We start from the raw sequence: 26,778 nt of genomic DNA, 5'->3' as shown, positions 1-26,778 counted from the left end.
ATAAAAAACCTCACAAGTTTTAAAACCTGTGAGGTCTGTTTTAGACTCTTATTTATTTCACCTCAAACTCACTTTCAGAAGCATTTATTTTTACAGTATATTTTCCTTTTGGAAGATAGTAAATACCGTTTTTAGCTACTGTAAATTCCGCTTTCTTATTTGCTCTCTTGAATGCTTTTTTCCCTTTTTCAGAAAAAGAAACATCAAAAACTATTTCATTAAAACCTTTGGTTGCTGCTACAGAAACGGTATTTACTTTTACTTTACCCGCGTAGATATCTGCAGTTACTTCTCTATTCGAATTCACGTAAAAAGGAATTGTAACCTCTGGTGTATACGCTGCTCTCCATTGGCTCCAAGAACGTCCCCAGTTTTTACTTTTTTTGAGATCATCCATCGTAAAAATATGTGCAGCCTTTTCTAAAATTTCTGTAGTAATTTCTTGAAGCGCCGCAACGTTTGCTTTATACAAACTTCTACCATGGGTACCAATAATTAAATCTTTTGCCGTTGGTTGAATTACCAAATCGTGTACCGCAACATTTGGTAAGTTCTTACTAAATGCTTCCCAAGATTCTCCGTTATTAAAAGAAATAAACAAACCATTATCGGTTCCTAAATATAAAATATGTTCATTTTCAGAATCTTCTTTAATTACGTTTACTGCTGAAGTTGGAAGGTTGTTGCTAATATTAGACCATGTTTGTCCGTAATTCTCTGAAACATACACATAAGGCGTAAAATCATCATATCTGTAACCGTTTAAAGTTGCATAGACACGTTCTTTTTTAAATTTTGAAGCAATAACTCTCGAAACCCATAAGTCTTGTGGCAAGTTGTTTGAAATTCGCATCCAACTTCCGCCGCCATTTTTAGTTACATTGATGTATCCATCATCTGAACCTACATAAATTAACCCGAATTGAAACGGACTTTCAGAAATTGAAGTTAACGTTCCGTACGCAACATTTCCTTTCTTTCCGCCAGTTGTTAAATCTCCTGAGATTTCTTCCCAGTCATCTCCTTTGTTTAAAGATCTGTGCAATTTATTACTTCCTAAATATAAAATATCTTGATTGTGTTTAGACAACTGAATTGGAGTCTGCCAATTAAATCGGTAAGGTTTTTCGTCCTTTTTGGGTGCTGGTTGTATGTAAGTACTTTTTTCAGTTTCTAAATTTAAACGAGAGTAATTCCCAAATTGATACCCTGTATATACAATATTAGGATTTCTGTCATCTACTTGTACCTGCATTCCGTCTCCGCCCATAATAGACTTGTAAGGATTTTGACCAGATTGATGCCATCTTTTGTCCATTTTTGCATTGTGTGAACCAAACCAAACACCATTATCTTGCATACCACCATACACATTATAATCTTTCTGATTGTCTGCATACACAGAATAAAATTGCCCAACAGCGGCGTTATTTAATTTTACCCAGCTTTCACCATCATCATAAGAAATATTTAAACCACCATCATTACCATCTAATAAATGACCGCTTTTTTTAGGGTTTACCCACAATGCTTGGTGATCTGAATGTACATTTTCTTTACTGATCGATGTAAATGATTTTCCTCCGTCTTTCGATTTTATAATAGAAACACCTAAAACATAAATACCATTCTCATCTTGTAAATCAACTCTAATTTCACCGAAAAAATATCCATAAGAACTGTAAATACCATCTAAATAATTGGTGTGTGTTTTTTGCCAGTCTTTACCTCCGTTAGTTGTTTTAAAAATTTCTGCGCCAATAACTGGTTCTTCAAAAACTACAGCCATTTCATCTTCTAAGAAGGCCATTAATTCTTTTGGTTTTACACCACCTGGTCTTAAAAGTTGCTTTGCATTTTCTGCTCTAAATTTCTCTTGAAAACCATGTGCTTTCAAATAGCTGTCTAATGTTTTATTTCTAAGCGCTAAAACATCCGCAGAAGTAAGATTCTTAAATTGTTCTTTTGTAAAGTTGAAGGCAGCCTTATCACTTTCTGGCGCTCTTCTATATTGACTATCATGTAAAGCATATACTGTGTTTTCATTAAAAACAGCCAAACCAATTCTACCAACACCGCTTCCTGTAGGAAAACCACTATTGTCTGCAATTTTTGTCCAAGAATTTCCTGCATCTGTACTTTTGTAAATTCCAGAGTTACTTCCGTTTCCAACAAAATCCCACGCTTTACGTTCTCTTTCCCAAGCTGCAGCATACATAACATTAAAATTATTTGGTGCATGTTGCACGTCTATAATTCCAGTATCCTTATTAATAAACAATGTTTTATTCCATGATTTTCCGCCATCAGTCGTTTTAAAAATACCGCGTGTTGCGTTTGGAGAATATAAATGGCCAATTGCACCAATAATTACTTCATCCGGATTGTTTGGATTCATTAAAATTCTACCAATATGATGTGAGTCTGGCAAACCAACATTTACCCAAGTCTTCCCTTTGTCTGTCGATTTTAAAATACCGATTCCGGCATAACTAGAACGAGAAGAATTATTTTCTCCGGTACCCACCCAAATTGTTTCAGAGTTCCAATCTACAGCAATATCACCAATATTTTGTGTTGGTGCATTGTCTAAAACTGGCGTAAAAGTGGTTCCATTATTATTTGTGTACCATAAACCACCAGAAGCATACCCAACATAAAACTCTGTAGTATTGTTGGGGTTTACATCTACATCTACCACACGACCACTCATTACTGTTGGTCCTATACTAGTAAAGGCTACGTTTTTTACCAGTGAAGATTTCATCATTTGAGACTTCTTCTGTATAGATTGTTGAATAGTTTCTGAATTTGTAGGATTTTGAGCAACGAGTGTTACCGAAAAGCATAGTAATAAAAACTTGAAAATAGATTTCATAAGAAATAAGATTTGATTAAGAAACGTTGAAATTACTACTTGTAAAATCAATATCAAAAGAATTAACATAAAAAGGATTTTTAAGATCTATTCTTGTTCAATTTTAAAGAATGTATCTTTGCGGGCTGAAACAACTACATAAAGTTGCTTTCATAAATATTATTTATGACATTTAAAGATTTAGGTTTATCTCCGGCATTGGTAAAAGCAGTTGAAGAGAAAGGATACACCAAACCATCACCAATACAAGAAAAAGCAATTCCACATATATTAGACGGAAAAGATATTTTAGCTTCGGCACAAACTGGTACAGGAAAAACTGCCGGTTTTACATTGCCAGTTTTACAACATTTAGTAGAAACCAAACACCCAAAATACAGGCCTTTACGTGCATTGGTTTTAACACCAACCAGAGAATTGGCTGCACAAGTGCATGACAATGTTAAGGAGTACAGTAAATATGTAGACATAAAATCTGCAGTTGTTTTTGGTGGTGTGAACGCAAAACCACAAATAGCGACGTTAAGAAGCGGTGTAGATATTTTAGTAGCAACCCCTGGTAGATTATTGGATTTGCACGATAGAAAAGCTGTTTCTTTTAAAAGAGTTGATATTTTAATTCTTGATGAAGCAGACAGAATGCTAGATATGGGTTTTGTTAGAGATATTAACAAAATTATTAGTTTTATGCCTGCAAAGCGTCAGAATTTAATGTTTTCTGCAACGTTTTCTAATGATATTAAAAAATTAGCTTCAGGAATTTTAAGAAATCCTGTTTCTGTTGAAACGGCTCCGCAAAATTCAACAGCAAAAAAAGTAACTCACAAAGTTTATAAGGTTGATAAAAACAAAAAAACTGAGTTTACGATAAAATTAATTAAAGACAATAATTGGAACCAGGTTTTAATCTTTACAAGAACAAAGCATGGTGCTAATAAATTGACGGAGAAATTAGTGAAATCTGGAATTTCTGCTGCAGCAATTCACGGAAATAAAAGTCAGGGTGCTAGAACAAAAGCTTTAAAGAATTTTAAAGACAATTCTATTAAAATTTTGGTTGCAACAGATATTGCAGCACGTGGTTTAGACATTCCTTTATTACCTCACGTAGTTAATTTCGAATTGCCAAATGTACCAGAAGATTATGTACACAGAATTGGTAGAACAGGAAGAGCTGGTGCAGCTGGGGAAGCAATTTCTTTGGTTTGTAGTGAAGAAAGTGAATACCAAAGTGAAATTGAGAAATTACTAAAAGAAAAATTAGAATCTACTATTGTAGAAGGTTTTGAGCCTACGGATACAGATGCTCCTAAGAGAGCCGCTTCACAAAGTAAAGGTTCTTTTGGTAAGAAGACAAAATCTCAAGGAAACAAACCAAAAAGCAAGCCTCATTTTAAAGGGAATAAACCTTCTGAACCTTCTGGAAGAGGAAGAACTAGCGCACCTAAAAAGAAGCGTTATTAACAAATAAGTCACAAAATTAACTTTATTTAAATACCCTTTTCTGTTTTTGAAAACAGAAAAGGGTATTTAATTATTAGCGAAGTTGTATCTCGTTGTAAGTTCGTCTTAATTATTCATACCTTTGTATTTCAACAAAATTTTTTAGTATGAAATACCATAAAATAGACGCACAATTATATTTAAAAAATCGTAAAAACTTTGCTGCTGCAATGAAGCCGAATAGTTTAGCAATTTTTAATTCTAATGATACCTACCCAATAAGTGCAGATAGCACAATGCCATTCGAACAACATAGAGATATTTTGTATTTAAGTGGTGTAGATCAAGAGGAAAGTGTTTTAATGTTGTTTCCAGATTGTCCGAATGAAAACTTACGTGAAGTTTTATTTGTTACAGAAACCAATGACCATATTGCAGTTTGGGAAGGAGCAAAATTAACCAAAGAAGCTGCTTTAGAAACTTCTGGAATAAAAACTGTTTTTTGGTTACAAGATTTAGAAAAAGTATTGTTCGAAATGTCTTCTTATTGTGATACTCTTTACATCAATACAAACGAACATTACAGAGCAAATACAACAACAGAAACACGTGAAGATCGTTTTACCAAATGGTTATTAGCAAAATATCCTGCGCATTCTGTCGCAAAAAGTAATCCCATTTTACAAAGATTACGCGCTGTTAAAGACCCTATTGAGTTAGATTTAATGCAAAACGCTTGTGATATTACAGATAAGGGTTTTCGTAGAATTTTAGATTTTATAAAACCGGGTGTTTGGGAATATGAGATTGAAGCAGAATTATTGCATGAATTTGTAAGAAATCGTTCTAAAGGATTCGCATACACGCCAATTATTGCTTCAGGAAACAACGCAAATGTTTTACATTATGTAGAAAACAATCAACAATGTAAAGCTGGTGATTTAATCTTGTTTGATGTTGCCGCAGAATACGCAAATTATAAAAGTGATTTATCTAGAACAGTACCTGTTTCTGGTAAATTCTCTGACAGACAAAAAGCAGTTTATAACGCAGTAAATCACGTTAAAAAAGAAGCTACAAAATTATTAGTTCCAGGAACTTTATGGAAAGAATACCATGTAGAGGTTGGAAATATTATGACTTCAGAATTGCTAAAACTAGGTTTATTAGACAAAGCTGATATTCAGAATGAAGATAAAAATTGGCCTGCATACAAACAATATTTTATGCACGGAACTTCGCATCATATTGGTTTAGACACGCATGATTACGGACTGTTACACGAGCCAATGCAAGCAAATAATGTATTTACCGTAGAACCTGGAATTTACATTCCTAAAGAAGGTTTCGGAATTCGTTTAGAAGATGATGTGGTTGTGCAAGCAAAAGGAGAACCGATTAATTTAATGGGAAATATTCCTATTGAAGCAAATGAAATTGAAGATATAATGCAAGGTTAAACCTTGAAATAAGTATTTTAAAAGCGGGTTGAAAAACTCGCTTTTTTTATGCCAAAGAATTTATAAAACCAATGGTTTGATTGTTAAACATTTCTGGTTGTTCTACATTTACAACATGACCACAATTTTCAATTACAAAGAGTGAAGAAGTAACATGTTTTGAAACAATGTTTTTTATGGATGGTAGAAACAAATGATCCTCTGCTCCCATGACGTATAAAGTCGGAATTTGAATGTCTTTCGTTCTAAAAAAACGTAAAAGTGGGTTGATTTCTGAAGTTAATTTAAACCAACGTAAAAATTCTTTTTGATATAATTTCTTTGCTTCGTTTACAAACAACAATCTCGATTTCTTATGATTTTTCTTCGGCATTATAATAAAAGCAAAGAGTTTGTAAAGCATCATGTAAGGCACTACAGATTTAAAGATATTGCCCACTTTCATTAAAACTTGCGAACGAAAGTTCATCTTTATAATTGCGCCCCCCATAATCATACTTTGTACCAATTCTGGTCTTTTTTCCGCAAGATTACGAATAAGAATTGTTCCTAAAGAAATACCAATAAAATGAGATTTTTCAATTTTTAAATGATCAATAACCTCAACAATATCTGCAGTAATAGAATCGAATGTATATTTCGCTTTAAAAGTATCTTTTAACTTTGGTTTGCTATTACCATGGCCACGTAAATCTAAAATTAAAACGTTAAAATGCTTTTTAAAATCACGTACTTGTTTAAACCAAATAGAACTGCTTCCTCCTGCTCCATGAACAAAAGTTACCCATTTCTTAGAAACCTCATGAGGATATGAATAGTAGTTTAACAGCTTATTTGAGTTTTAATTTTGAACAAAAATAGCCTTTTAAACTTAAGTATAAAAACCTTTAACTTTCTTGGTGCTGTTTTTAAAATTAATGTGCTATTTATAATTTAAAATAAAGTGATTTCTTACCAATATAATAAACCATTAAAATTTCCTAAAACAATAAAAGATATTATTGTCTTTTATTGTTTTTTTTGTAACTTTGCTTTTTTATTTAAAACCAATATATGTTTTCTAAAACTTGTGAATATGGATTGAGAGCTGTAATATTTATTGCACAACAAGCTAAAACCAATAAAAAGGTAAGTATTAGCGCTATTTCTGAAGCCATAGATTCGCCCCAAGCTTTTACTGCAAAAGTATTACAACAGCTTACAAAGCATAAAATAGTGCAGTCCATTAAAGGCCCTTTTGGCGGATTTTTCATTGAAGAAAAAAACTTAAAAACAATTTCACTAAGTCATATTGTTCAGGTTTTAGATGGAGACGGTATTTATACAGGTTGTGGTTTAGGATTGCAACAATGTAATGACAAAGAACCTTGTCCGTTGCACTTCAAATTCATAAATATTAGAGAAAATCTTAAAAAAATGCTCGAAAACACCACATTATTAGAGCTTTCTTCAGATAAAAACATTGCAAATTATTACCTAAAAAATTAAAAAAATTTAACAAATAAAAAGATATAAAGATCTTTTTATTTTTAATTAAAATTAACTTAAACTATAGATAGATATGATTACAGCCTCATTAACAACAAACTTAATTTATAAGGAAGATAAACCAGCAATTACGCTACTTATGGAAACAAATTCTACAAAAGAAATAAGAATTGTAATGCGTAAAAACCAAGAAATGAAAGAACATACTGCGCCAAAACCAATTGTAGTAGAAATTTTTGAAGGGGAAATTCTTTTTGGTGTTAACAATAAAGAATTACAGCTCAAAAAGGGAGATTTAATTGCACTAGACGCAAATGTACCACACAACTTATTCTGTGAAAAAGATGCCATAGTCCGATTAACTATTTCAAAAACAGACTCTATAAGTAGAGTAAATGACGTTGTTTCTTAGTTAAAATAATAGGTAAAATAAATCAAAATGAAAAAAATTTGGATCGCTTTTACAAGCGTAATTGTACTCTCTTTTGCAGTACTAATTTGGGTGGGAACACAAGTGTATCAAAAACAACCGCCAATTCCTCAAAAGGTTTTAGTTAAAGATACAAATGAAGTTTTCTATACCATTGAAGACATACAGATCGGACAAAATGTTTGGGAATCTATTGGTGGTATGGAAGTTGGCTCTATTTGGGGGCATGGAAGTTATGTAGCGCCAGATTGGTCTGCAGATTGGATTCATAGAGAAGCTGTTTTTATGCTAGAACTTTGGGCTAAAAGAGATTTTAATAAAGAATACAGTGCATTAGATGTAGAACAGAAAGCAGCAATTAAAGCCCGTTTAATTAAAGATATTAAAACGAATACGTATAATTCTGCAACAAAGACAATTGTAATTTCTAAAGAAAGGGTTGCTGCTATCAATAATAATATTCAGCATTTTAGTAAGATTTTTTCGGAAGGAAATGAACGATATGCCATACCCGAAGGTGCCTTAACAGATGAAGTAAAACTAAAGCAGTTAAACGCTTTTTTCTTTTGGACTTCTTGGGCCGCAAGTACAAACAGACCAGAAAAAGACTACACTTATACTTCTAATTGGCCACATGAACCTTTAATAGACAATAATATTACAGATGGTTCTATAATTTGGTCTGGTTTATCAATTGTATTGTTGCTTGTTTTTATTGGAATCTTAACCTTCTATTATTTAAGAAATCATGAAAAAGGAGAAGCTTTAACAAAACCAGACAAAGATCCTTTGGCTAACATGAAACTAGTGAAGTCTCAAAAAGCTGTTTTAAAATACTTTTTTGTCATCTCTTTACTAATTGGTCTACAAGTAATTTTAGGTGTTATAACGGTTCATTACACCGTTGAAGGACAAAGTTTCTTTGGTTTCGATTTAGCCAAGTTCTTACCTTATTCTATAACTAGAACTTGGCATACACAATTGGCTGTTTTCTGGATTGCCGCAACTTGGTTGGCAACCGGATTATTTTTAGCACCTATGATTTCAAAAAAAGAAATGAAATACCAACTTTTTGGAATCAACTTTCTTTTTGTCGCATTAATTATTATTGTTTTTGGCTCTATGTTGGGTGAATGGTTAGGCGTGCATCAATTTTTAGATTTAACCACCAACTTTTTCTTTGGACATCAAGGATATGAATACATGGATTTAGGTAGATTCTGGCAAATATTTTTAGGAATCGGACTTATTTTATGGGTGGTGATGGTAAGTAGACATATTATCTATGCGATTCGAAAAAATGATGAATCGAAACATTTATTAATCATCTTATTAATATCTGTAATGGCAATTGGTATGTTCTTCTTTTCTGGATTAATGTATGGCGAAAATAGTAGTTTGCCTGTAATTAATTACTGGAGATGGTGGCTAGTTCATTTATGGGTAGAAGGTTTTTTTGAAGTTTTTGCAACTGTAGTAATCGCATTTATTTTCTCTAGAATGGAAATCATATCTCCTAAAACAGCGGGTAGAGTTTCTGTAGCATCGGCTTCTATATTTTTAGCGGGTGGAATTATAGGTACTTTACATCATTTATATTATTCTGGTACACCAATACAAGCAATTGCTTTGGGTGCAACATTTAGTGCTTTAGAAGTGGTTCCATTAACTTTAATGGGATTCGAAATTAGAGAAAACTGGAATCTTTTAAAAAGTAAAAAATGGATTCAGAATTATAAATGGCCAATATTCTTCTTTATTGCTGTTTCCTTTTGGAACTTCTTAGGGGCTGGGGTTTTTGGTTTCTTAATTAATCCGCCAATTGCGTTGTACTATATTCAAGGTTTAAACACCACTGCTGTTCATTCACACACCGCTTTATTTGGTGTCTACGGAATGTTAGGAATGGGCTTTATAATTATCTGTCTGCGTTTTTATTCTGATAGAGTTTGGAACAGTAAAAAACTAAAAAGAGCTTTCTGGTGTCTAAACATTGGATTGATAGCAATGGTTGTTTTAAGTTTATTACCAATAGGAATTATACAAGCGTATACTTCTATAACTGAGGGATATTCATTTGCTAGAGAATCTGATCTTTTATACTCGCCAACCATACAAACCTTAAAATGGATGAGAATGATTGGAGATATTATTTTCTCTGTTGGGATTTACTATTTCTGTTGGTTTACAATAGATGAAGTAATCTACAATTACAAACGAAAAAAATAAATATTCACTAAAAAAGGCGAACAGCAATGTTCGCCTTTTTTATTACCACAAACTAAAAAAACTATTTTACGATTAATGACCAAGCTCAAAAGCAATTTCCTTAACCGTTTTATCTGTATAAATTAATAAACGTTTTGCTTCTAATAAAATTCGGTTTTTAATAAAGTCTGAAAGTGTTTTTACACCCAATTTCTGAAAATGCTTAGAAATAGACTTTGGCGAAACTCCTAATCTGTTTGCATAATCGGTTACCGAATGTATTGTTTTAAAATTCTGCTCTACCAACAAACTAAAATCTTTAAAAAGACGGGTTTCTACATCTTCTTTAATAATATGATTCTCTTTTTGAACACGAACTGCAGAAATAATAAATTGTTTTAAATAAGACTGCAACATATCATATTGTGCAGTTTCGTTTTGTTGAAATTCCTCAATTAAACTTTCTAATATAAAATTAAGTTTTTTAGTGTCTTTTTCGCAAGGTTTTACAAAGGGTGTTTCATAGATATTGTTAAATAGAATTCCGTTACACGCCAATTCTTGGTCGTGGGTTTGTATGCAATAGAAATCTCTTACAAAAGTAAGTTTATAGGCCGTTTTTATTTGTTCGGAATCTACGGTAAAAACTTGTCCTGGAGATAAAAAGAACAATACATTATCATCAAAAGTATATTGTTCAAAATCGATATTATACGTTCCTTTTCTTTCTTTAATCCAGTAAATAACATAGGCATTTTGTTGCACAGAATGATCTATTGTACATGCTTTTTCAAAAGCAACTTTACTTAAAGAAAAAGTATTCTGAAAAGAGTATTTTGTAATATCTTGAATTGCTAGATTTGAGTTTGTTTTGTCTGTTGGTCGTAAAAATAGTTATAAACTTAATAACTTTTTATTATGTTTGAAGCTCTCTTATTTCCTCTTCAAATTCAACCCAACAAAAACCAACAAAGCAGGTAAAACCCAACCCAAACTATGTTCTGCTAAAGGAATGATACTTTTAATACCTATTAAATTTTCTCTAGGAATTATAAAGCCTAAAAAATCGGTAATACTAAAGATAAAAGTTACCAAAATAACTCCTCTAAAAACAAGTTTAGATGCATACTTGTCTGGTACAATATTTAATAAAATTAGCATAATAGTTATTGGGTACAGAAACATTAATGCAGGTACCGCAACATCAATAATAAAACCAACATTGTAACTACCAACAATAATTCCGATAATAGCACAAACTGCTGCCGTAATTATATAAGCAGTTTTAGAGTTATTGCAAATCCCTTTGATATAATCTGCAGTTCCTGTTACAATACCAACCGCTGTTGTAAAACACGCTAAAGCTACTAAAATACTTAAAAAGGTGGTTCCGAAGTTTCCTAAAGTCTGTGTACTTAAACCAGATAAAACGTCTATTCTTGAAGCAGTCTCTGCAAATGTAGTTGCAAATAAAGCACCACTTAAAATTAAGCCTCCGTAAATTAATAACAACCCTGTTCCTGCAATATAACCTGCTTTTCTAATAAGTTTTCTTTTCTCGTTAAACGTAGTGTGATTGCTATAATCTAAAGAAATAATAATAACCGCTCCTACAACAACACCTGCAATAGCATCAAAAGTTTGATAACCCTCTAAAAGCCCGTCTATAAAAGGATTTTTAAAGGTTGATACGCCTAAATTTCCCGTAGATGTGAAAAATGAAATACCTATAATAACTAATAAAATAAGTACAATTATTGGTGTTAAAAACTTACCAATTAAACTAATAATCTTAGAACGATTGATGGCAAATAGAAAAACTAAAACAAAATAAACAATACTTGTTAAAATTGCGGGCGTATCAAAAAATGGCTGAATTGCCATTTCATGCGTTACAGCAGCTGTTCTTGGAGACGGAATTGCAACTGCAATTATATATATTAAGAAACAAAAGAGTGTACTAAAAGCAGGAGAAACTTTCTTACCGAAATCGTACAAAGTTCCTTGTAATCTTGCGTGTGCAAAAATTGCCAAAATAGGAATTGCAATGGCTGTTAAAATAAAACCCAAAACAACAACCCACCAATCTACACCAGCTTTAACTCCTAAATTCGGAGGTAAAATTAAATTTCCTGCTCCAAAAAATAATGAAAATAATGCAAAACCTGCAATCCAAATTTCTTTTGTTTTATTCAAAATTACTCTTGTTTTTTAAGTTTTAAATGTTCAAAATCGAAGCTAAAATCTGTAATTGGTGCTACATATTTCATTGTTGCACTGGTGGCATTTCCTTTTTCGTTAAAAGTAAAATTCACAAAAACATCTGCATCAAAACTTCTATTGTTCCATTTAGCAACAAATGTTGTTTGGTTGTAAGGTAATAACTCCCCTACAATATCCGAGGATCTTTTACTTTTTATAGTATACTTATTAGTATCAAAAGAAATAACAACATCTCCAAACCAATCATCAGAATACGTTCCAACAATCTGGTTTGGTTCTGGTAGGTTTGTATTTGTTTTTGCAAGAGCAACTTTAGTATAAACACTTGCTTTTATACTGTCGTTAAACTGTAAAAAGTTGTTGTTTTTGTCTCCGTACGTTTTTAACCAATTTCTATCTTCGTACCCTAAATAACTATCTTTTATGGTATTTGTAATGGTATTAAATGCATTTCCGTTCATTTGATTTGTCAACACAATAATTCCTAAATCTAAATTGGGAATCATTGTAAATTGTGTAACCGTACCTAATAAACCGCCTGTATGATACACTTGTTTATGGCCGCCTTTTACATCTGTTAAGAACCAACCTAAACCGTACCCATTAAAATTAGAATTGTAAGCGTCGTTTTTACCCACTTTTAACGGCGTTTGTAATTGCCACAATTCATGAAATTGATTTGCACTTAACAATCTTTTTCCTTCGGATGTCACAGCATCATTCATTAAAAAATTTGCCCACGTAAGCATGTCTTTTACGTTACTTACAATTCCGCCAGCAGCATTTGCAGTTTCGCTCCAATCATGCGGAATCTGAATTACCTTACCCTCTGTTCTTGTATGCGCATCTATTATATTTGTTCTATTTGTAACTCTATTATAAGATGCTTTACTGTTGTTCATGCCAACAGGATTCATAATTTTTGTTTCAATAAACTCTTCCCAAGAAAGACCACTAACACGTTTTAAAACTTCACCGGCAATAATAAACATGTTGTTATTGTACGCAAACTGACTTCTAAAAGAGGTTTCTGGTTCTAGATATTTTACATTATTGATGACATCTGAAACCTTAAAATCATTTCCTTCTGGAAAGAACATTAAATCTCCTGCGCCTAAAGCCATTCCGCTTCTATGCGTAACCAAATCTCTTACCGTAAATTCTTGCGTAACCCAGGCGTCATATAATTGAAATTCTGGAATGTGTTTTCTTACTTTATCGTCCCAATTTAATTTCCCTGCATCTACCATCATTGCCAAAGCAAAACAAGTAAAACCCTTACTATTAGAAGCAACACCAACTAGTGTATTTTCGTTCATCTCCTTTTTATTGGTTAGAGAACGAACACCATGCCCTTTTGCATAGACTATTTTTCCATCTTTTAAAATTCCGACAGAAATACCAGGAATATCAAAGGTTTTTAAAGTTTTTTCTACTAATTGATCTAACTTTTTCTCTTTAATTTGTGCATTCATTGTTACGGAAACAATGAAGATAGATAAGAGTATAATTTTTCTAAAAAACATAAGATTTATTTGGAATGAATTCACACCAAATATAGTAAATACTTTATGATTTTTAAATTTCTAAAAACGAATCAAATCTTATATTTGTCGTTATGATTTTAGAATATAAAAATGCGGATATTTTTTATACGGATGAAGGAAAAGGAACTGCTGTTGTGCTAATTCATGGCTTTTTAGAGAACGCTACAATGTGGCAAAATATTACCCCAGAATTATCTAAAAAAAACAGAGTGATTACGGTTGATTTGTTAGGTCATGGAAAAAGCGACTGTTTGGGCTACGTGCATTCTATGGAATTATTTGCAGAAACCATAGCTGCTGTTTTAAAACAGTTAAGAATTCGGAAAACATTTTTAGTTGGCCATTCTTTAGGCGGTTATGTTGCATTGGCTTTTGCAGAAAAACATCCGCAGAAAATAAAGGGTTTATGTCTAATGAATTCTACCTCTAATAAAGATGATGCAGAACGAAAAACGCTAAGAACTCGCGCTAACAGAATGATTCAGAATAACTTTACAAGCATGGTAAGAATGTCTTTTGCCAATTTGTTTGGTAAAAAAAGCAGCGTTCTTTTTAAAGCAGAAATGGAAGCTGCTTTGCATGAAGCTTTGCAAACTCCAATTCAGGGTTATATTGCTGCACAAGAGGGCATGAGAATTCGTCCAAACAGAAATGTTATTTTAGCTGAAAACGATTTTAAAAAGTTAATAATTATTGGTGAGAAAGACCCTGTTTTAGATTTTGAAACTTCTTTAGAAGAGGCTAAAAAAACAAATACAGAACTTGTTGTTTTCCCAAACGGCCACATGAGTCATATTGAAAATAAAGAAGAATTGATTACAGTTTTACAAAAGTTTGTTAAGAAATTATAAATTAACTTTCTCAAAAAAAACTATTTCGTTTAATTCATTGAAACTACATCATATTATCAATATAGTTAATTAGAAAATAAAGAGAGATTCACTTTGCAAGTAGAAATAAAAAATCCAAGAACAACATGTTACAAATGCATAAATCCTATAAGCACCTGTATTTGTAAACACATTCGTCCTTTTCATACTAAGACTCGTTTTATTATTCTTATGCACCCAAAGGAGTATAAAAAAGAAAAAAACGGAACGGGACACATGACTAGCCTTCAACTTGAAAATTCTGAAATTATAGTTGGCGTCGATTTTACTAATAATAATCGTGTAAATGAAATATTGACTGAAGAAAAAAATGCTTCTTTTTTACTTTATCCGGGAAAAGAGAATTTTAACTTATCTCAAAGAAAAAGTTCAGAAATAACTTCATTTATGGGTAATAATCCACACATATTTATTCTTGATGGTACATGGCCTTGTGCTCGTAAAATGCTTAAACTAAGTACGAATTTGCAAAAGCTAAAAAGAGTAAGTTTTGATAATAAAATCAAATCAAAATTTATTATCAAACAGCAGCCAGATCCACTTTGTCTTAGTACTATTGAGTCGGTTTATACAGTCTTAAATTTACTAAAAAAAGGTGATGTAGAACAATGTGAGACGAAAGGTTTCCTTGTTCCTTTTAAAAAAATGATTGCCCATCAACTAGAATATCTGTTTAACCCAAATAATAAAAACTATCGCTCAACTGCGAGCACAGAGATAATTTCTAAGAACATGTATAAGAAAAATACAGAAAGAAATATTATTTTTGAACAAGACAGTTAGAACAAGACAGTTAAATGTCCTTTTTATAAACCTTAGTTATTAAATGAAGCGTATTACACACTAATACAAGGTTATAATAAAAATAAAGGCGCGTTAGTTTAAGTTTTAAAGAGTTTCATTGAAAACAATTTAAAGCATGGTTATTGGAAAACGATTCATCTAGGTCCAAAGAAAATAGAAACTTTAAAGAAATATAATTTAGGAAAAGAAGAAAAGTTATTGTGACCAACTAAAATAAAATTCTATAACTTAAAGTTACATATATAAAAAAAAGCGCAAATTAAAATTTGCGCTTTTTTTATAACCTTACTTATTGTTAAAATTACTCGTTTTTCAAAGCATTCCAACCTTGTGCTTTCAACTCAATTTCTTGGCTCGCTCTAGTTACTAAATTTAAACCTTGATTTTCTGCTGTAATATGACCAATAATAGAAAAATTAGGATTTGTTTTAATACTCTCAAAAGCTGCAATTGGTACTGTAAAAAGTAATTCATAATCTTCTCCTCCACTTAAAGCAACCATCGTAGAATCTAATTCAAATTCTTCACAAGCAGAAATTACTTGAGGATCTAATGGCAATTTATCTTCATAAATTTTACAACCAACTTTAGACTGCGAACAAATGTGCATAATTTCAGACGAAAGACCATCAGAAATATCAATCATAGCCGTTGGTTTTATTTCCAACTCTTTTAACAAACCAGCAACATCTCTTCGAGCTTCCGGTTTTAATTGTCGTTCTATTAAATACGTATAATTATCTAAATCTGGCTGATTGTTTGGGTCTACCTTAAAAACTTGTTTCTCTCTTTCTAAAACTTGCAACCCTAAATAAGCCGCACCTAAATCTCCAGAAACCACAATTAAATCCGTTTCTTTTGCACCATTTCTATACACAATATCTTCTTTTTCTGCTTTACCAATTGCGGTCACAGAAATTAGAATTCCTTTGGTAGAAGAAGTGGTGTCTCCACCAACTAAATCTACTTTATACGTTTCACAAGCCAACTGAATTCCTGCATACAATTCTTCAATTGCTTCTAAGGGAAAACGATTAGAAACTGCAATCGAAACCGTAATTTGTTCTGCAACTCCATTCATTGCATACACATCAGACAAATTAACCATTACCGCTTTGTATCCTAAATGTTTTAAAGGCATGTAACTTAAATCGAAATGTACACCTTCAATTAACAAATCTGTGGTTACTAAAGTTTGCTTTTCAGACGCTGCTAAAACTGCTGCATCATCTCCAATTCCTTTCACTGTAGAGGAGTTTTCAATCTTAAAATATTTTGTAATATGATTGATTAAACCAAACTCACCTAGTTCAGCTAATGACGTTTTTTGTGTATTTTTATCTTCTAACATCTTGCAAAGGTAAGTACAATCTTAAAATTACAGAGTTCATTTAACAGAGAAGTAAAAATAATATGACTATTTTTACTTCTACACTTTCTAAATACTAAAAAACAATAATTACGTTATCTTAGTAAAGTTCGTTTAATACTTCACAAATAATAAAAATGATAAAAAAAAGTCTTTTCATATTCCTTCTAATCGCAATCAGTTGCTCAAAAAAAGATGTTTTCGAGGCTGAAAAACAAACAATTATAAATCCTATTGCAAAATGCGAAAATGGTTTTGCAGGAGAATTCCCTTGTAACGGTTATGATTTATTAACACATATTACTTTAGAGGAAATTGCCGGAGAAAACACAGAAGGAAACGATTCTTGGGGTTGGGTAGATCCGGTTACTAAAAGTGAATACGCACTAATGTGCACAAATAAAGGCGTTTCATTTATAGATATTACAAATCCTGCGGAAGCAAGAATTATTGGTTTTTTAAAATCGAGAACAGAAAATAGTCCTTGGCGAGATGTTAAAATCTATAACGACATTGCCTACATTGTAAGTGAAGCCACTGATCACGGAATGCAAATCTTCAATTTAAATAGATTAAGAGAAGTTATCGTTACACCGGTTGAATTTACATCCGATAAAGATTATACAGGTTTTGGTAGCGCACATAATATTGTTATTAATGAAGCAGAAGGATATGCATATCCTGTTGGCACCTCAAGAAGTGGCACGTATAAAGGTGGCCCTTTATTTATAAATATTCAAGATCCTTTTATGCCTGTAGAAGAAGGCGGATTTCTAAATTATGCTCATGATGCACAAGTAGTAACCTACAATGGACCTGACACAGACTATACTGGCAAAGAAATTTTAATTGGTAGTAATGAAACAGAAGTTGTTCTTGTAGATGTTACCGACAAAGAAAATCCTACCAAAATTTCTTCGATAAGTTATGCTAATATTGGGTACACTCACCAAGGTTGGTTTACAGAAGATTTTAACTATTTTATTTTGGGTGATGAGCTAGATGAACGAGACAAAGGGCTAAATACTAGAACTATTATTTTCGATTTTACAGACTTAGACAATCCAATTCATCATTTTAATTACTCAGGTAAAACGGCTGCAATAGATCATAATGGGTATGTAAAAGGAAACCTATTTTTTCAAGCAAATTACACCGCAGGCGTTCGAATTATCGATATTTCTAATATTGGAAATAAAAGCTTTACTGAAGTTGGTTTTTTCGACACGTATCCAGAAAACGACAATACCGCTTTTAGTGGTGCTTGGAATGTGTATCCTTATTTACCAAGTGGAAACATTATTGTTAGCGATATAAAACGTGGTTTATTTGTAATTAGAAAAAGTAAAACTTAATTTGTAGTGAAAAAATTCTGGCTCTTTATTGTTTTTTTATCTCTTTTAAACTGTTCCAAAAAAGAAGGTCTTTTTATTGATGAAATTCCCACAGAAACAAAGACAACCAGCACACATACTTTTGGCGGTTCTAAAAATGATGGCTTGCATTCCGTAGAAAAAACAGTAGATGGTGGTTTCATTGTTGCAGGATTTACGCAAAGTAATAATGCCGATATTGTTTCAAAAACAAACGAGTCTTTTGATTTTTTAGTTTCAAAATTTTCTTCGGATAATAAACTAGAATGGCAAAAAACTTTTGGCGGTACTCAAGATGATAGAGCTGCAGCTATTATTCAAACAGTAGATGGTGGTTTTGCTGTTTTAGGATATGCCAAAAGTTCAGATCTAGACGTTACTAAAAATGCCGGCTCTAAAGATTTTTGGTTATTGAAACTCTCTAACAACGGAACGCTGCTTTGGCAAAAAACATTCGGGTTTTCTGGCGCAGATTATGGCACTACTTTATTAGAAACTAAAAATGGCGGATTTCTAATAACCGGTGTTTTAGATGTTTCTGCTTCAAACGGACAAGGGAATGCAAAATCGGCTGCAACCCAACACGCCGGTGGCGATTATTGGGTTTTAAAAACAGACAATGCTGGTAATTTAGAATGGAATACATTCTTTGGAGGCTCATTTACAGATACTCCTTTAGGCATTGTAGAAACTATAAATAATAATTTTATAATTGCAGGCTCATCTGATAGTAACGATTTTAATATTGAAAATAATAAAGGAACCTATGATTTTTGGATTATCAAAATATCATCTACAGGAAATCTCATTTGGGAGAAAAGTTTTGGAGGTTCAGAAATTGATGAGGCCAGAGCAATTACAAGCACAAATGATGGTCATTTTATAATTGTTGGTGATACAAGAAGCAAAGACAAAGATGTTTCTATAAATAATGGCGCTGCTGATGTTTGGGCAATAAAAATTTCTACAGAAGGAATTCTTATCTGGGAAAAAACAATTGGCGGAACCAGTTTTGATGTTGCTAGAGCAGTTACAAAAACACAAGATAATGGTTTTTTAATTGCAGGAAGTTCTAGAAGTTTAGACAAGGGCTTTGAAAACAAGGGGCAGAATGATGCCTTGATTTTAAAAATAGATGCAAACGGAAAATTGTTGTGGCAAAAAACAGTTGGTGGCTCTCAAATCGATTTTTTATATGGTGTTGTAGAATTGAATAATAAAATAATTATTGCCGTGGGAGAAAGTAGCAGTTCAGACCAAGATATTTCAGAAAATAAAGGATTTACAGACGCATTAATTATTCAAATAGAAGAGTAGCATGAAAAAAATAATTACTTTATTAATTTTAACGATTTTTATAGTAAGTTCTTGTTCAAAAGAAGAAGAAAATTTATTGGTCACTTTAAATTTTACACATCATTGGAATGGAACAATCATTACAAACCAAGATTTAAACGAGTTAAAATTCACCAACGAAAATGGCGACAAACTAAGCGTCGAAAGATTGCGGTATCTTGTTTCTAATATTAGTTTAATTGGTGCTAAAAACTATCATTTAGTAGATTTTGGTGAAAATTACGGAGCTTCTATCACCGTTTCAGATATTACTCCTGGCAGTTACAACCTAAAATTTAGGTTTGGTTTTTCAGACGAAGACAATACAGATGGCGTGTATCAAGATTTAAATTCGGTGAATCTTAATGTCCCAGGAATGTTGGGTGGTGGTTATCATTACATGCAATTTGACGGAAAATATTTAGACAATAACAATCAAGAATCTGGTTTTAATTACCATACAATTAGAGCTGTAAATAACGCAGAACCAAATAATTTAAAATTTGAAGATACTTCTTTTGAGGTCGATCTAGGAACTGTGATTATTACAAATTCGGCAGAAATTGAAATTAAAATGAACCTTGCAGCATGGTTTAAGAATCCGAATACATGGAATTTAAACGAACTAAACACCGTTTTAATGCCAAATTTTGAAGCTCAAAAAATGATGAGTGCCAATGGAAAATCAGTTTTTAGTTTGGGTACAATAAATTAATACATAGTTCTCATTGCAAAGGAACTTTTAAAATGAAAAAAACACTTCTATTTCTTCTTTCCTTTTTTCTTCTGATGAATTGCGCATCTAAAGAAGAAGAAATCTACACCCCAATACCGTATAATTTAGAAGTCCCAACACTTTTTGCCGACAAATTAATTGCGCCAATTATTCCAGCAAACAATCCATTAACCCAAGAAGGAGTTTCTTTGGGCAAAAAACTCTTTTTTGATACCATTTTATCTGGAGACGAAACACAATCTTGTGCCTCCTGCCACAATCCGAAGAGAGCATTTACAGACAACAAACAATTTAGTGAGGGAATTAACGGTAATTTCGGAAAAAGAAATGCAATGCCATTGTTTAATTTAGCATGGAACTTTGACGAGCGTTTTACTTGGGATGGAAAAGAATTTAGCCTAGAAAAACAAGCTTTTGAACCGGTTTCAAATCCGATAGAAATGCATGCAAATTGGAAAATTGTTACAGAGAAATTACAACAGCATCTAGAATATCCTACTTTATTTTTACAGGCTTTTGGCACTTCAAAAATAGATTCTACATTAGTGACAAAAGCAATTGCTCAATTTGAAAGAACACTTATTTCTGGCAATTCTAAATTCGATCGATATTTACAAGGAGAAACAACTTTAACACCAGAAGAAGAAAACGGATTTGACATTTTTATGGACGAAGCAAAAGGAGATTGTTTTCATTGCCATGGAAGTAACAACAATCCGCTTTGGACAGATAACAAATTCCACAACAATGGTTTAGATACTAATTTTTCTGATTTAGGTTTGGGTAAAATAACAGGAGATCCTAGTGATAATGGAAAATTTAAATCTCCATCAATAAGAAATCTTACTTTTACAGCACCTTACATGCACGATGGCAGATTTGCAACTTTAGAAGAAGTGATTGATCATTATTCTGAAGGACTGAAAAGATCATCAACAATAGACCCTTTAATGAAAAAAATAAACCAAGGTGGCGTGCAATTATCAAGGCAAGACAAAGCCGATTTGAAAGCTTTTTTGCTCTCACTTTCAGACCCTAATTTTACTAGTAATACAAGCTTTCTAAAGTAATCAATAAAACCAATTGACATATTAGGTTTCATAATGAAAGTTCTTCGTTTTCTTCGACTTAAATTGTATATTTGCACTCAATTTAGATTTAATCTAGTTAAAATTATGATAAAAGTTTCAGACACAGCAAAGAAGAAAGTCGTAGAATTGATGACTGATGAAGGCTTTAACGCGATAACTGACTTTGTAAGAGTTGGTGTAAAGAGCGGTGGTTGTTCAGGTTTATCTTACGATCTAACTTTCGATAATAAAAAAGAAGATAACGATAAAGTTTTTGAAGAAAATAATGTAAAAATTATTGTAGACAAAAAGAGCTTTTTATATTTAGTAGGAACAACGCTAGAATACTCAGGTGGTTTAAACGGAAAAGGATTTGTTTTTAACAATCCTAACGCAAACCGAACTTGTGGTTGTGGGGAATCTTTCTCTTTATAAAAAGGTTCAGAATTTAATGTTATGGCAATCGCGAATATGTTCGAAAATTTAGAAACTTTCTAAAATTCTTTGTAACGATATTAACTAAATTGCAAATAACACAGAATTAAGGAAAGATTATAGAATCGAATAGATGGTTCTTCTGGTTCAGTTATGAACAATATTGCAGAAGGATTTGAAAGCAATGGAAATAAAGAGTTTATTCAATTTTTATCAATTGCAAAAGCATCTTGTGGGGAAACAAAATCTCAATTATACAGCGTTTTTGATAGGAAGTATATAAATTAAGAGGATTTCAACAAACTAAAGGAACAATCATTAGTTTTAAGTAAAATGATTGGAAGATTTATAAATTATTTAAAAACAGTGAATTTAAAGGAAGCAAATACAAAAGTTAACAAGCACAACTTTAAACTTTAAATTAAAAACTTTGAACTATGAAGTATACTGAAGAAGATTTAGAACAAGAATTAAAAACCAAAGAATATAAATATGGTTTTTATACAGATATAGAAAGCGAGACCTTTGCAAAAGGGTTAAGTGAAGATGTTGTAATCGCAATCTCTAAAAAGAAAAACGAACCTCAATGGATGACCGATTGGCGTTTGGAAGCTTACCGAGTTTGGGAAAAAATGGAAGAGCCAGAATGGGCAAATGTTCATTATACGAAACCAAATTTTCAAGACATTGCATATTATTCTGCACCTAAAGAAAAACCGAAATTAAATTCTTTGGACGAAGTAGATCCAGAATTATTAGACACTTTTAAGCGTTTAGGAATTTCTTTAGACGAACAAAAAAAATTAGCTAATGTAGCTGTAGATATTGTGATGGATTCTGTTTCTGTAGCAACTACGTTTAAGAAAACATTAGGTGAAAAGGGTATTATTTTTATGCCAATTTCAGAAGCAATTCAAGAACACCCAGAATTGGTTAAAAAATATTTAGGAACCGTTGTACCAACAACAGACAACTTTTATGCAGCACTAAATTCGGCAGTTTTTTCTGATGGATCTTTCTGTTACATTCCAAAAGGTGTAAAATGTCCGATGGAATTATCTACCTACTTCAGAATTAATGAAGGTGGAACAGGGCAGTTCGAAAGAACGTTAGTGGTTGCAGACAAAGGAAGTTACGTTTCTTATTTAGAAGGTTGTACTGCGCCAAGTAGAGATGAAAATCAATTGCACGCAGCCGTTGTAGAATTAATTGCTTTAGATGATTCAGAAATTAAATATTCTACTGTACAAAACTGGTACCCTGGTAATAAAGAAGGAAAAGGTGGTGTTTTCAATTTTGTAACTAAAAGAGGAATTTGCGAAAACAATGCAAAAATTTCTTGGACACAAGTAGAAACAGGTTCTGCTGTTACCTGGAAATATCCTTCTTGTATTTTAAAAGGAAACAATTCTGTGGGTGAATTTTACTCGATTGCTGTAACAAACAACCATCAGCAAGCAGATACAGGAACAAAAATGATTCACTTAGGTAAAAATACCAAGTCTACCATTATTTCTAAAGGAATTTCTGCCGGAAAATCACAGAACTCATACAGAGGTTTAGTTCAGATAAATGCAAGAGCAGAAAATGCTCGTAATTTCTCTCAATGTGATTCTTTGTTAATGGGTAATGAATGTGGTGCACACACGTTTCCTTATATCGAAGTGAAGAATAAGTCGGCACAAATAGAGCACGAAGCAACAACAAGTAAAATTGGTGAAGAACAATTATTTTACTGCAACCAACGTGGTATCGATACTGAGAAAGCAATTGCATTAATTGTAAACGGATTTAGTAAAGAGGTTTTAAATAATTTACCAATGGAATTTGCTGTGGAAGCTCAAAAATTATTGGAAATTAGTTTAGAAGGTTCAGTAGGTTAAAATTATATGAATTTGAACCGTTTAATTGTTTAAACAGTTACATGAATAAACAATTACACAATTTTAAAAAATGAAAAAAATACTATTCTTATTAATTGCTGTTAGCATTGTTGGTTGTAAAAAATTAGAAAAAAAAGCTGACACTGTTTCTAAACCAATTGTACAATTACATCAATTGGTTGGTGGTGCTATTTTTGTAAAAAAATTAGAAGTTTTTTCTCAAGACACAACCTATACAGGGCAAACAAAACAATTTACAGATACGTATTATGTAATTTCTCACCCAAAAGGAAACTTAATGTGGGATGCCGGTTTACCAGAACAATTGGTTATGGAAACTGCTTTTGATGAACCAAGCGGAGTGTATGCTATTAAAAGGCCAGATTCTTTGGGAAATCAATTAAAATCGATTGGTTATAAAATTGAAGATTTTAAGTATTTTGCAATGTCTCATTCGCATTTCGATCATACAGGTCATGCTAATTTGATGAAACATGCAACTTGGATTGTACAAGAAAACGAGTACAATGCAAATGTTGGCGATTCTGTAAAAATTAAAAACGCCGCAGTAACAGCACTTAAAAAGGTTCAAAAAATAACAGGTGATTATGATGTTTTTGGAGACGGAACGGTCGTTATTAAATACACACCTGGTCATACAATCGGGCACCAATCTTTATATGTTGAAGTTGCTGGTTTAGAAAAACCGGTTTTATTAACAGGTGATTTATATCATTTTGAAGAAAACAGAGCAAATAAAGGAGTTCCTTCATTTAATTATGATGCAGAAGAAACGCTAAAAAGTATGGAGAAATTTGAAGCTTTTGCTAAAGAAAAAAACGCAGAAGTTATTATTCAACATTCTCCAATAGCATTCAAAAAATTAGAAGAATTATTAAAAAATAAACGCAAATAGCGATGTTAAAAATAGAAAATTTACAAGCAAGTATAGACAATAAGTCAATTTTAAAAGGATTGAATTTAGAAGTAAAAGCAGGTGAAGTTCACGCAATTATGGGACCTAATGGTGCCGGAAAAAGTACGTTGGCCAACATTATTGCCGGTAAGGACGATTATGAAATTACCGCTGGAACGATTGAATTAAATGGTGAAGATATTAGTGAATTAGCACCAGAAGAAAGAGCGCATAACGGTGTGTTTTTATCTTTTCAATATCCTGTAGAAATTCCTGGAGTTTCTGTTACAAACTTTATAAAAACAGCTATTAACGAAACTCGTAAAGCAAAAGGTTTAGAAGACATGCCAGCGAAAGACATGTTAAAAATGATTCGTGAGAAATCTGAGTTGTTAGAAATAGATCGTAAATTCTTATCTCGTTCTTTAAACGAAGGTTTTTCTGGTGGAGAAAAGAAACGTAACGAAATCTTTCAAATGGCAATGTTAGAACCAAAATTAGCCATCTTAGATGAAACGGATTCTGGTTTAGATATTGATGCTTTGCGTATTGTTGCAAACGGCGTAAATAAATTAAAATCTAAAGACAATGCTGTAATTGTAATTACACACTACCAACGTTTATTAGAATATATCGTACCAGATTTTGTACACGTTTTACACGATGGAAAAATAGTAAAAACTGGGGATGCTTCCTTAGCTTTAGAATTAGAAGCAAAAGGATACGATTGGATTAAACAAGAACTCGTATAAGTTCGCAGAAAAATCAGTAGTAGTTTGCAGTGAGGTACTGCATGCTAAAAGTGAATTAATAATAAGAAAATAGTTAGTCATCAATCCTGTTTATGAAAAATCATAAATTGCCAACTGAAGACTAAACACTGAAGACTGAAAATAATGGAATTAAAAGACAAACTATTATCATCATACGTAGCGTTTGAGAACGATATAGACACAAATTCTGACATACACGAAATTCGTTCAAAAGCATTTAAAAATTTTGAAAGCTTAGGCTTTCCTACTAAAAAGTTAGAAGCTTGGAAATACACTTCTTTAAACTCCGTTTTAAAGCAAGATTATAGTTTATTTCCTAACAAAGAAAATGCGATTGAATTAGCAGACGTAAGAAAGTACTTTATACACGATATAGATGCATACAAGCTTGTCTTTATAGACGGTAAATACAGTTCTTTCTTATCTGAAACAACACACGATACTTTTGATGTTTGTTTAATGTCTGCTGCATTAACAAAGCCAAAATACAAAGCAGTAATCGAAAATTACTTCAATAAAATAGCGAAAGAAGACAACTTAACGTCTTTAAATACTGCTTTTGCCAATGAAGGTGCTTACATCTACATTCCTGAAAATGTTGAAGTAGAAAAACCGATTCAGATTATTAATTTTACAACAGGTTCTGAGGCTGCAACAATGTTGCAACCAAGAAACTTAATTGTAGTTGAGAAAAATGCACATGTTCAAATTATAGAACGACACCAAAGTTTAACTTCTAACCCAGTTTTAACAAATTCGGTTACAGAAGTTTTTGCGGCAAAAGATGCTACTGTAGACATTTATAAAATTCAAAATGATGATGAGAAAGCTTCTTTAGTAGACAATTCTTACATCGAACAAAAATCGAATAGTATTGTTTCTGTACATACTTTTTCTTTCGGAGGAAATATCACTAGAAATAACTTAAACTTTTATCAAAGAGGAGAACACATCGATTCTATTTTAAAAGGGATTACAATTTTAGACGGAAAACAACACGTAGATCATAACACTTTGGTACATCATATAGAGCCAAATTGTGAAAGTCACCAAGATTATAAAGGAATTTATGATGCGCGTTCTACAGGTGTTTTTAACGGTAAAGTAGTTGTTAATAAAGAGGCGCAGAAAACAAATGCATATCAAAAAAACAACAATGTTTTATTAAGTGATAAAGCTACTGTTAATGCAAAACCTCAACTAGAAATTTTTGCAGATGATGTAAAATGTTCTCATGGTTGTACTATTGGTCAATTAGATGACGAGGCTTTATTTTACATGCAACAACGTGGTATTCCTAAGAAAGAAGGGAAAGCCTTATTAATGTTTGCCTTTGCAAATACGGTTTTAGAAAGTGTAAAAATACCTGAAGTAAAACAACGTATTGCTAAAATTATTGCAAAAAAATTAGGTGTTGACATAGGTTTCGATTTATAAGCAACACAGTTGCCTTTTTATATATAAAACCACGCTCATTGCGTGGTTTTTTGTGTTTATTTATTTTTTTATAACTTTAT

General features: G+C 32.1%; 23 protein-coding genes. 17 read left to right on the top strand and 6 right to left on the bottom strand.

The window, feature by feature from the left end; all coding sequences use genetic code 11:
- Nucleotides 1-52 precede the first annotated feature (52 nt).
- Entirely contained in the window at nucleotides 53-2,878 is a 2,826-nt protein-coding gene (locus ES045_RS02335) for a WD40/YVTN/BNR-like repeat-containing protein (protein WP_147111749.1), read from the bottom strand.
- Between the two features lie 165 nt (nucleotides 2,879-3,043).
- Between ES045_RS02335 and ES045_RS02330 the strand changes: the two genes are divergently transcribed.
- Together ES045_RS02330 and ES045_RS02325 are read left to right on the top strand one after the other, a co-directional pair.
- On the top strand, nucleotides 3,044-4,342 hold the full coding sequence (locus ES045_RS02330) for a DEAD/DEAH box helicase (RefSeq protein WP_147111746.1): 1,299 nt from the start codon (nucleotides 3,044-3,046) through the stop codon (nucleotides 4,340-4,342).
- A gap of 146 nt (nucleotides 4,343-4,488) precedes the next feature.
- A complete protein-coding gene (locus ES045_RS02325; RefSeq protein ID WP_147111743.1) occupies nucleotides 4,489-5,781 on the top strand; it encodes an aminopeptidase P family protein in 1,293 nt (430 codons plus the stop codon).
- Nucleotides 5,782-5,827: 46 nt separating this feature from the next.
- Here ES045_RS02325 and ES045_RS02320 read toward each other — a convergent pair whose 3' ends face one another.
- Nucleotides 5,828-6,610, bottom strand: a complete 783-nt coding sequence (locus tag ES045_RS02320; RefSeq protein WP_147111739.1) for an alpha/beta fold hydrolase — start codon at nucleotides 6,608-6,610, stop codon at nucleotides 5,828-5,830.
- 224 nt (nucleotides 6,611-6,834) lie between these two features.
- On the opposite strand from ES045_RS02320, the gene ES045_RS02315 reads away from it, so the two are divergent.
- The 3 genes from ES045_RS02315 (at nucleotide 6,835) to ES045_RS02305 (ending at nucleotide 9,928) form a co-directional block, all read left to right on the top strand.
- On the top strand, nucleotides 6,835-7,269 hold the full coding sequence (locus tag ES045_RS02315; protein WP_147111736.1) for an RrF2 family transcriptional regulator: 435 nt from the start codon (nucleotides 6,835-6,837) through the stop codon (nucleotides 7,267-7,269).
- 73 nt (nucleotides 7,270-7,342) lie between these two features.
- Complete coding sequence (locus ES045_RS02310) at nucleotides 7,343-7,681, top strand: cupin domain-containing protein (RefSeq protein WP_147111733.1); 339 nt, start codon at nucleotides 7,343-7,345, stop codon at nucleotides 7,679-7,681.
- 27 nt (nucleotides 7,682-7,708) lie between these two features.
- Nucleotides 7,709-9,928, top strand: coding sequence for a nitric-oxide reductase large subunit (locus ES045_RS02305; protein WP_147111730.1), 2,220 nt, complete (start codon nucleotides 7,709-7,711; stop codon nucleotides 9,926-9,928).
- Between the two features lie 72 nt (nucleotides 9,929-10,000).
- Here ES045_RS02305 and ES045_RS02300 read toward each other — a convergent pair whose 3' ends face one another.
- The 3 genes from ES045_RS02300 to ES045_RS02290 all read right to left on the bottom strand — a co-directional run bounded on the left by ES045_RS02300 (nucleotide 10,001) and on the right by ES045_RS02290 (nucleotide 13,605).
- On the bottom strand, nucleotides 10,001-10,672 hold the full coding sequence (locus ES045_RS02300; protein WP_223267154.1) for a helix-turn-helix domain-containing protein: 672 nt from the start codon (nucleotides 10,670-10,672) through the stop codon (nucleotides 10,001-10,003).
- 168 nt (nucleotides 10,673-10,840) lie between these two features.
- Nucleotides 10,841-12,103 carry a branched-chain amino acid transport system II carrier protein gene (gene brnQ, locus ES045_RS02295; RefSeq protein WP_147111725.1) on the bottom strand — a complete coding sequence of 421 codons (1,263 nt, stop codon included), beginning with the start codon at nucleotides 12,101-12,103 and terminating at the stop codon, nucleotides 10,841-10,843.
- Between the two features lie 2 nt (nucleotides 12,104-12,105).
- Nucleotides 12,106-13,605, bottom strand: coding sequence for a serine hydrolase (locus tag ES045_RS02290; RefSeq protein ID WP_223267153.1), 1,500 nt, complete (start codon nucleotides 13,603-13,605; stop codon nucleotides 12,106-12,108).
- Nucleotides 13,606-13,748: 143 nt separating this feature from the next.
- Between ES045_RS02290 and ES045_RS02285 the strand changes: the two genes are divergently transcribed.
- Complete coding sequence (locus tag ES045_RS02285) at nucleotides 13,749-14,528, top strand: alpha/beta fold hydrolase (RefSeq protein ID WP_147111719.1); 780 nt, start codon at nucleotides 13,749-13,751, stop codon at nucleotides 14,526-14,528.
- Between the two features lie 93 nt (nucleotides 14,529-14,621).
- Nucleotides 14,622-15,350 carry a tRNA-uridine aminocarboxypropyltransferase gene (locus ES045_RS02280; RefSeq protein WP_147111716.1) on the top strand — a complete coding sequence of 243 codons (729 nt, stop codon included), beginning with the start codon at nucleotides 14,622-14,624 and terminating at the stop codon, nucleotides 15,348-15,350.
- Between the two features lie 322 nt (nucleotides 15,351-15,672).
- Here ES045_RS02280 and thiL read toward each other — a convergent pair whose 3' ends face one another.
- Nucleotides 15,673-16,722 (bottom strand): thiamine-phosphate kinase, encoded by a 1,050-nt coding sequence (gene thiL, locus ES045_RS02275; protein WP_147111714.1) that lies wholly within the window; start codon nucleotides 16,720-16,722, stop codon nucleotides 15,673-15,675.
- A 155-nt stretch (nucleotides 16,723-16,877) separates the two neighbouring features.
- Between thiL and ES045_RS02270 the strand changes: the two genes are divergently transcribed.
- The 10 genes from ES045_RS02270 to sufD all read left to right on the top strand — a co-directional run bounded on the left by ES045_RS02270 (nucleotide 16,878) and on the right by sufD (nucleotide 26,698).
- Complete coding sequence (locus tag ES045_RS02270) at nucleotides 16,878-18,095, top strand: choice-of-anchor B family protein (RefSeq protein WP_147111711.1); 1,218 nt, start codon at nucleotides 16,878-16,880, stop codon at nucleotides 18,093-18,095.
- Between the two features lie 6 nt (nucleotides 18,096-18,101).
- On the top strand, nucleotides 18,102-19,430 hold the full coding sequence (locus ES045_RS02265) for a hypothetical protein (RefSeq protein ID WP_223267152.1): 1,329 nt from the start codon (nucleotides 18,102-18,104) through the stop codon (nucleotides 19,428-19,430).
- 1 nt (nucleotide 19,431) lies between these two features.
- A complete protein-coding gene (locus ES045_RS02260; RefSeq protein ID WP_147111709.1) occupies nucleotides 19,432-20,163 on the top strand; it encodes an MbnP family protein in 732 nt (243 codons plus the stop codon).
- A 32-nt stretch (nucleotides 20,164-20,195) separates the two neighbouring features.
- Complete coding sequence (locus tag ES045_RS02255) at nucleotides 20,196-21,254, top strand: cytochrome-c peroxidase (RefSeq protein ID WP_189663002.1); 1,059 nt, start codon at nucleotides 20,196-20,198, stop codon at nucleotides 21,252-21,254.
- A 105-nt stretch (nucleotides 21,255-21,359) separates the two neighbouring features.
- Nucleotides 21,360-21,689, top strand: coding sequence for a HesB/IscA family protein (locus ES045_RS02250; RefSeq protein WP_147111706.1), 330 nt, complete (start codon nucleotides 21,360-21,362; stop codon nucleotides 21,687-21,689).
- 153 nt (nucleotides 21,690-21,842) lie between these two features.
- Nucleotides 21,843-21,977 carry a four helix bundle protein gene (locus ES045_RS16530; protein WP_262712850.1) on the top strand — a complete coding sequence of 45 codons (135 nt, stop codon included), beginning with the start codon at nucleotides 21,843-21,845 and terminating at the stop codon, nucleotides 21,975-21,977.
- Nucleotides 21,978-22,126: 149 nt separating this feature from the next.
- Nucleotides 22,127-23,572 carry a Fe-S cluster assembly protein SufB gene (gene sufB, locus ES045_RS02240; protein ID WP_147111702.1) on the top strand — a complete coding sequence of 482 codons (1,446 nt, stop codon included), beginning with the start codon at nucleotides 22,127-22,129 and terminating at the stop codon, nucleotides 23,570-23,572.
- Nucleotides 23,573-23,642: 70 nt separating this feature from the next.
- Nucleotides 23,643-24,488, top strand: coding sequence for an N-acyl homoserine lactonase family protein (locus ES045_RS02235; RefSeq protein WP_147111699.1), 846 nt, complete (start codon nucleotides 23,643-23,645; stop codon nucleotides 24,486-24,488).
- Between the two features lie 2 nt (nucleotides 24,489-24,490).
- Nucleotides 24,491-25,240, top strand: a complete 750-nt coding sequence (gene sufC, locus ES045_RS02230; RefSeq protein ID WP_147111695.1) for a Fe-S cluster assembly ATPase SufC — start codon at nucleotides 24,491-24,493, stop codon at nucleotides 25,238-25,240.
- A gap of 144 nt (nucleotides 25,241-25,384) precedes the next feature.
- Complete coding sequence (sufD, locus tag ES045_RS02225) at nucleotides 25,385-26,698, top strand: Fe-S cluster assembly protein SufD (protein ID WP_147111692.1); 1,314 nt, start codon at nucleotides 25,385-25,387, stop codon at nucleotides 26,696-26,698.
- The last annotated feature ends 80 nt before the right edge of the window (nucleotides 26,699-26,778 follow it).

This window comes from Polaribacter sp. IC073, from assembly GCF_007997075.1.
Taxonomy (GTDB): Bacteria; Bacteroidota; Bacteroidia; order Flavobacteriales; family Flavobacteriaceae; genus Polaribacter.
The sequence above is the reverse complement of the archived record's forward strand: the minus strand, read 5'-3'. Positions and strand labels throughout refer to the sequence as shown.

Bases quoted from the DNA above. Each gene is read 5' to 3' on its own strand.
- ES045_RS02335 (WP_147111749.1), bottom strand. From the start codon at position 2,878: ATGAAATCTATTTTCAAGTTTTTATTACTATGCTTTTCGGTAACACTC.
- ES045_RS02330 (WP_147111746.1), top strand. From the start codon at position 3,044: ATGACATTTAAAGATTTAGGTTTATCTCCGGCATTGGTAAAAGCAGTT.
- ES045_RS02325 (WP_147111743.1), top strand. From the start codon at position 4,489: ATGAAATACCATAAAATAGACGCACAATTATATTTAAAAAATCGTAAA.
- ES045_RS02315 (WP_147111736.1), top strand. From the start codon at position 6,835: ATGTTTTCTAAAACTTGTGAATATGGATTGAGAGCTGTAATATTTATT.
- ES045_RS02310 (WP_147111733.1), top strand. From the start codon at position 7,343: ATGATTACAGCCTCATTAACAACAAACTTAATTTATAAGGAAGATAAA.
- ES045_RS02305 (WP_147111730.1), top strand. From the start codon at position 7,709: ATGAAAAAAATTTGGATCGCTTTTACAAGCGTAATTGTACTCTCTTTT.
- ES045_RS02290 (WP_223267153.1), bottom strand. From the start codon at position 13,605: ATGAATGCACAAATTAAAGAGAAAAAGTTAGATCAATTAGTAGAAAAA.
- ES045_RS02285 (WP_147111719.1), top strand. From the start codon at position 13,749: ATGATTTTAGAATATAAAAATGCGGATATTTTTTATACGGATGAAGGA.
- thiL (WP_147111714.1), bottom strand. From the start codon at position 16,722: ATGTTAGAAGATAAAAATACACAAAAAACGTCATTAGCTGAACTAGGT.
- ES045_RS02270 (WP_147111711.1), top strand. From the start codon at position 16,878: ATGATAAAAAAAAGTCTTTTCATATTCCTTCTAATCGCAATCAGTTGC.
- ES045_RS02260 (WP_147111709.1), top strand. From the start codon at position 19,432: ATGAAAAAAATAATTACTTTATTAATTTTAACGATTTTTATAGTAAGT.
- ES045_RS02255 (WP_189663002.1), top strand. From the start codon at position 20,196: ATGAAAAAAACACTTCTATTTCTTCTTTCCTTTTTTCTTCTGATGAAT.
- ES045_RS02250 (WP_147111706.1), top strand. From the start codon at position 21,360: ATGATAAAAGTTTCAGACACAGCAAAGAAGAAAGTCGTAGAATTGATG.
- ES045_RS16530 (WP_262712850.1), top strand. From the start codon at position 21,843: ATGAACAATATTGCAGAAGGATTTGAAAGCAATGGAAATAAAGAGTTT.
- sufB (WP_147111702.1), top strand. From the start codon at position 22,127: ATGAAGTATACTGAAGAAGATTTAGAACAAGAATTAAAAACCAAAGAA.
- ES045_RS02235 (WP_147111699.1), top strand. From the start codon at position 23,643: ATGAAAAAAATACTATTCTTATTAATTGCTGTTAGCATTGTTGGTTGT.
- sufC (WP_147111695.1), top strand. From the start codon at position 24,491: ATGTTAAAAATAGAAAATTTACAAGCAAGTATAGACAATAAGTCAATT.
- sufD (WP_147111692.1), top strand. From the start codon at position 25,385: ATGGAATTAAAAGACAAACTATTATCATCATACGTAGCGTTTGAGAAC.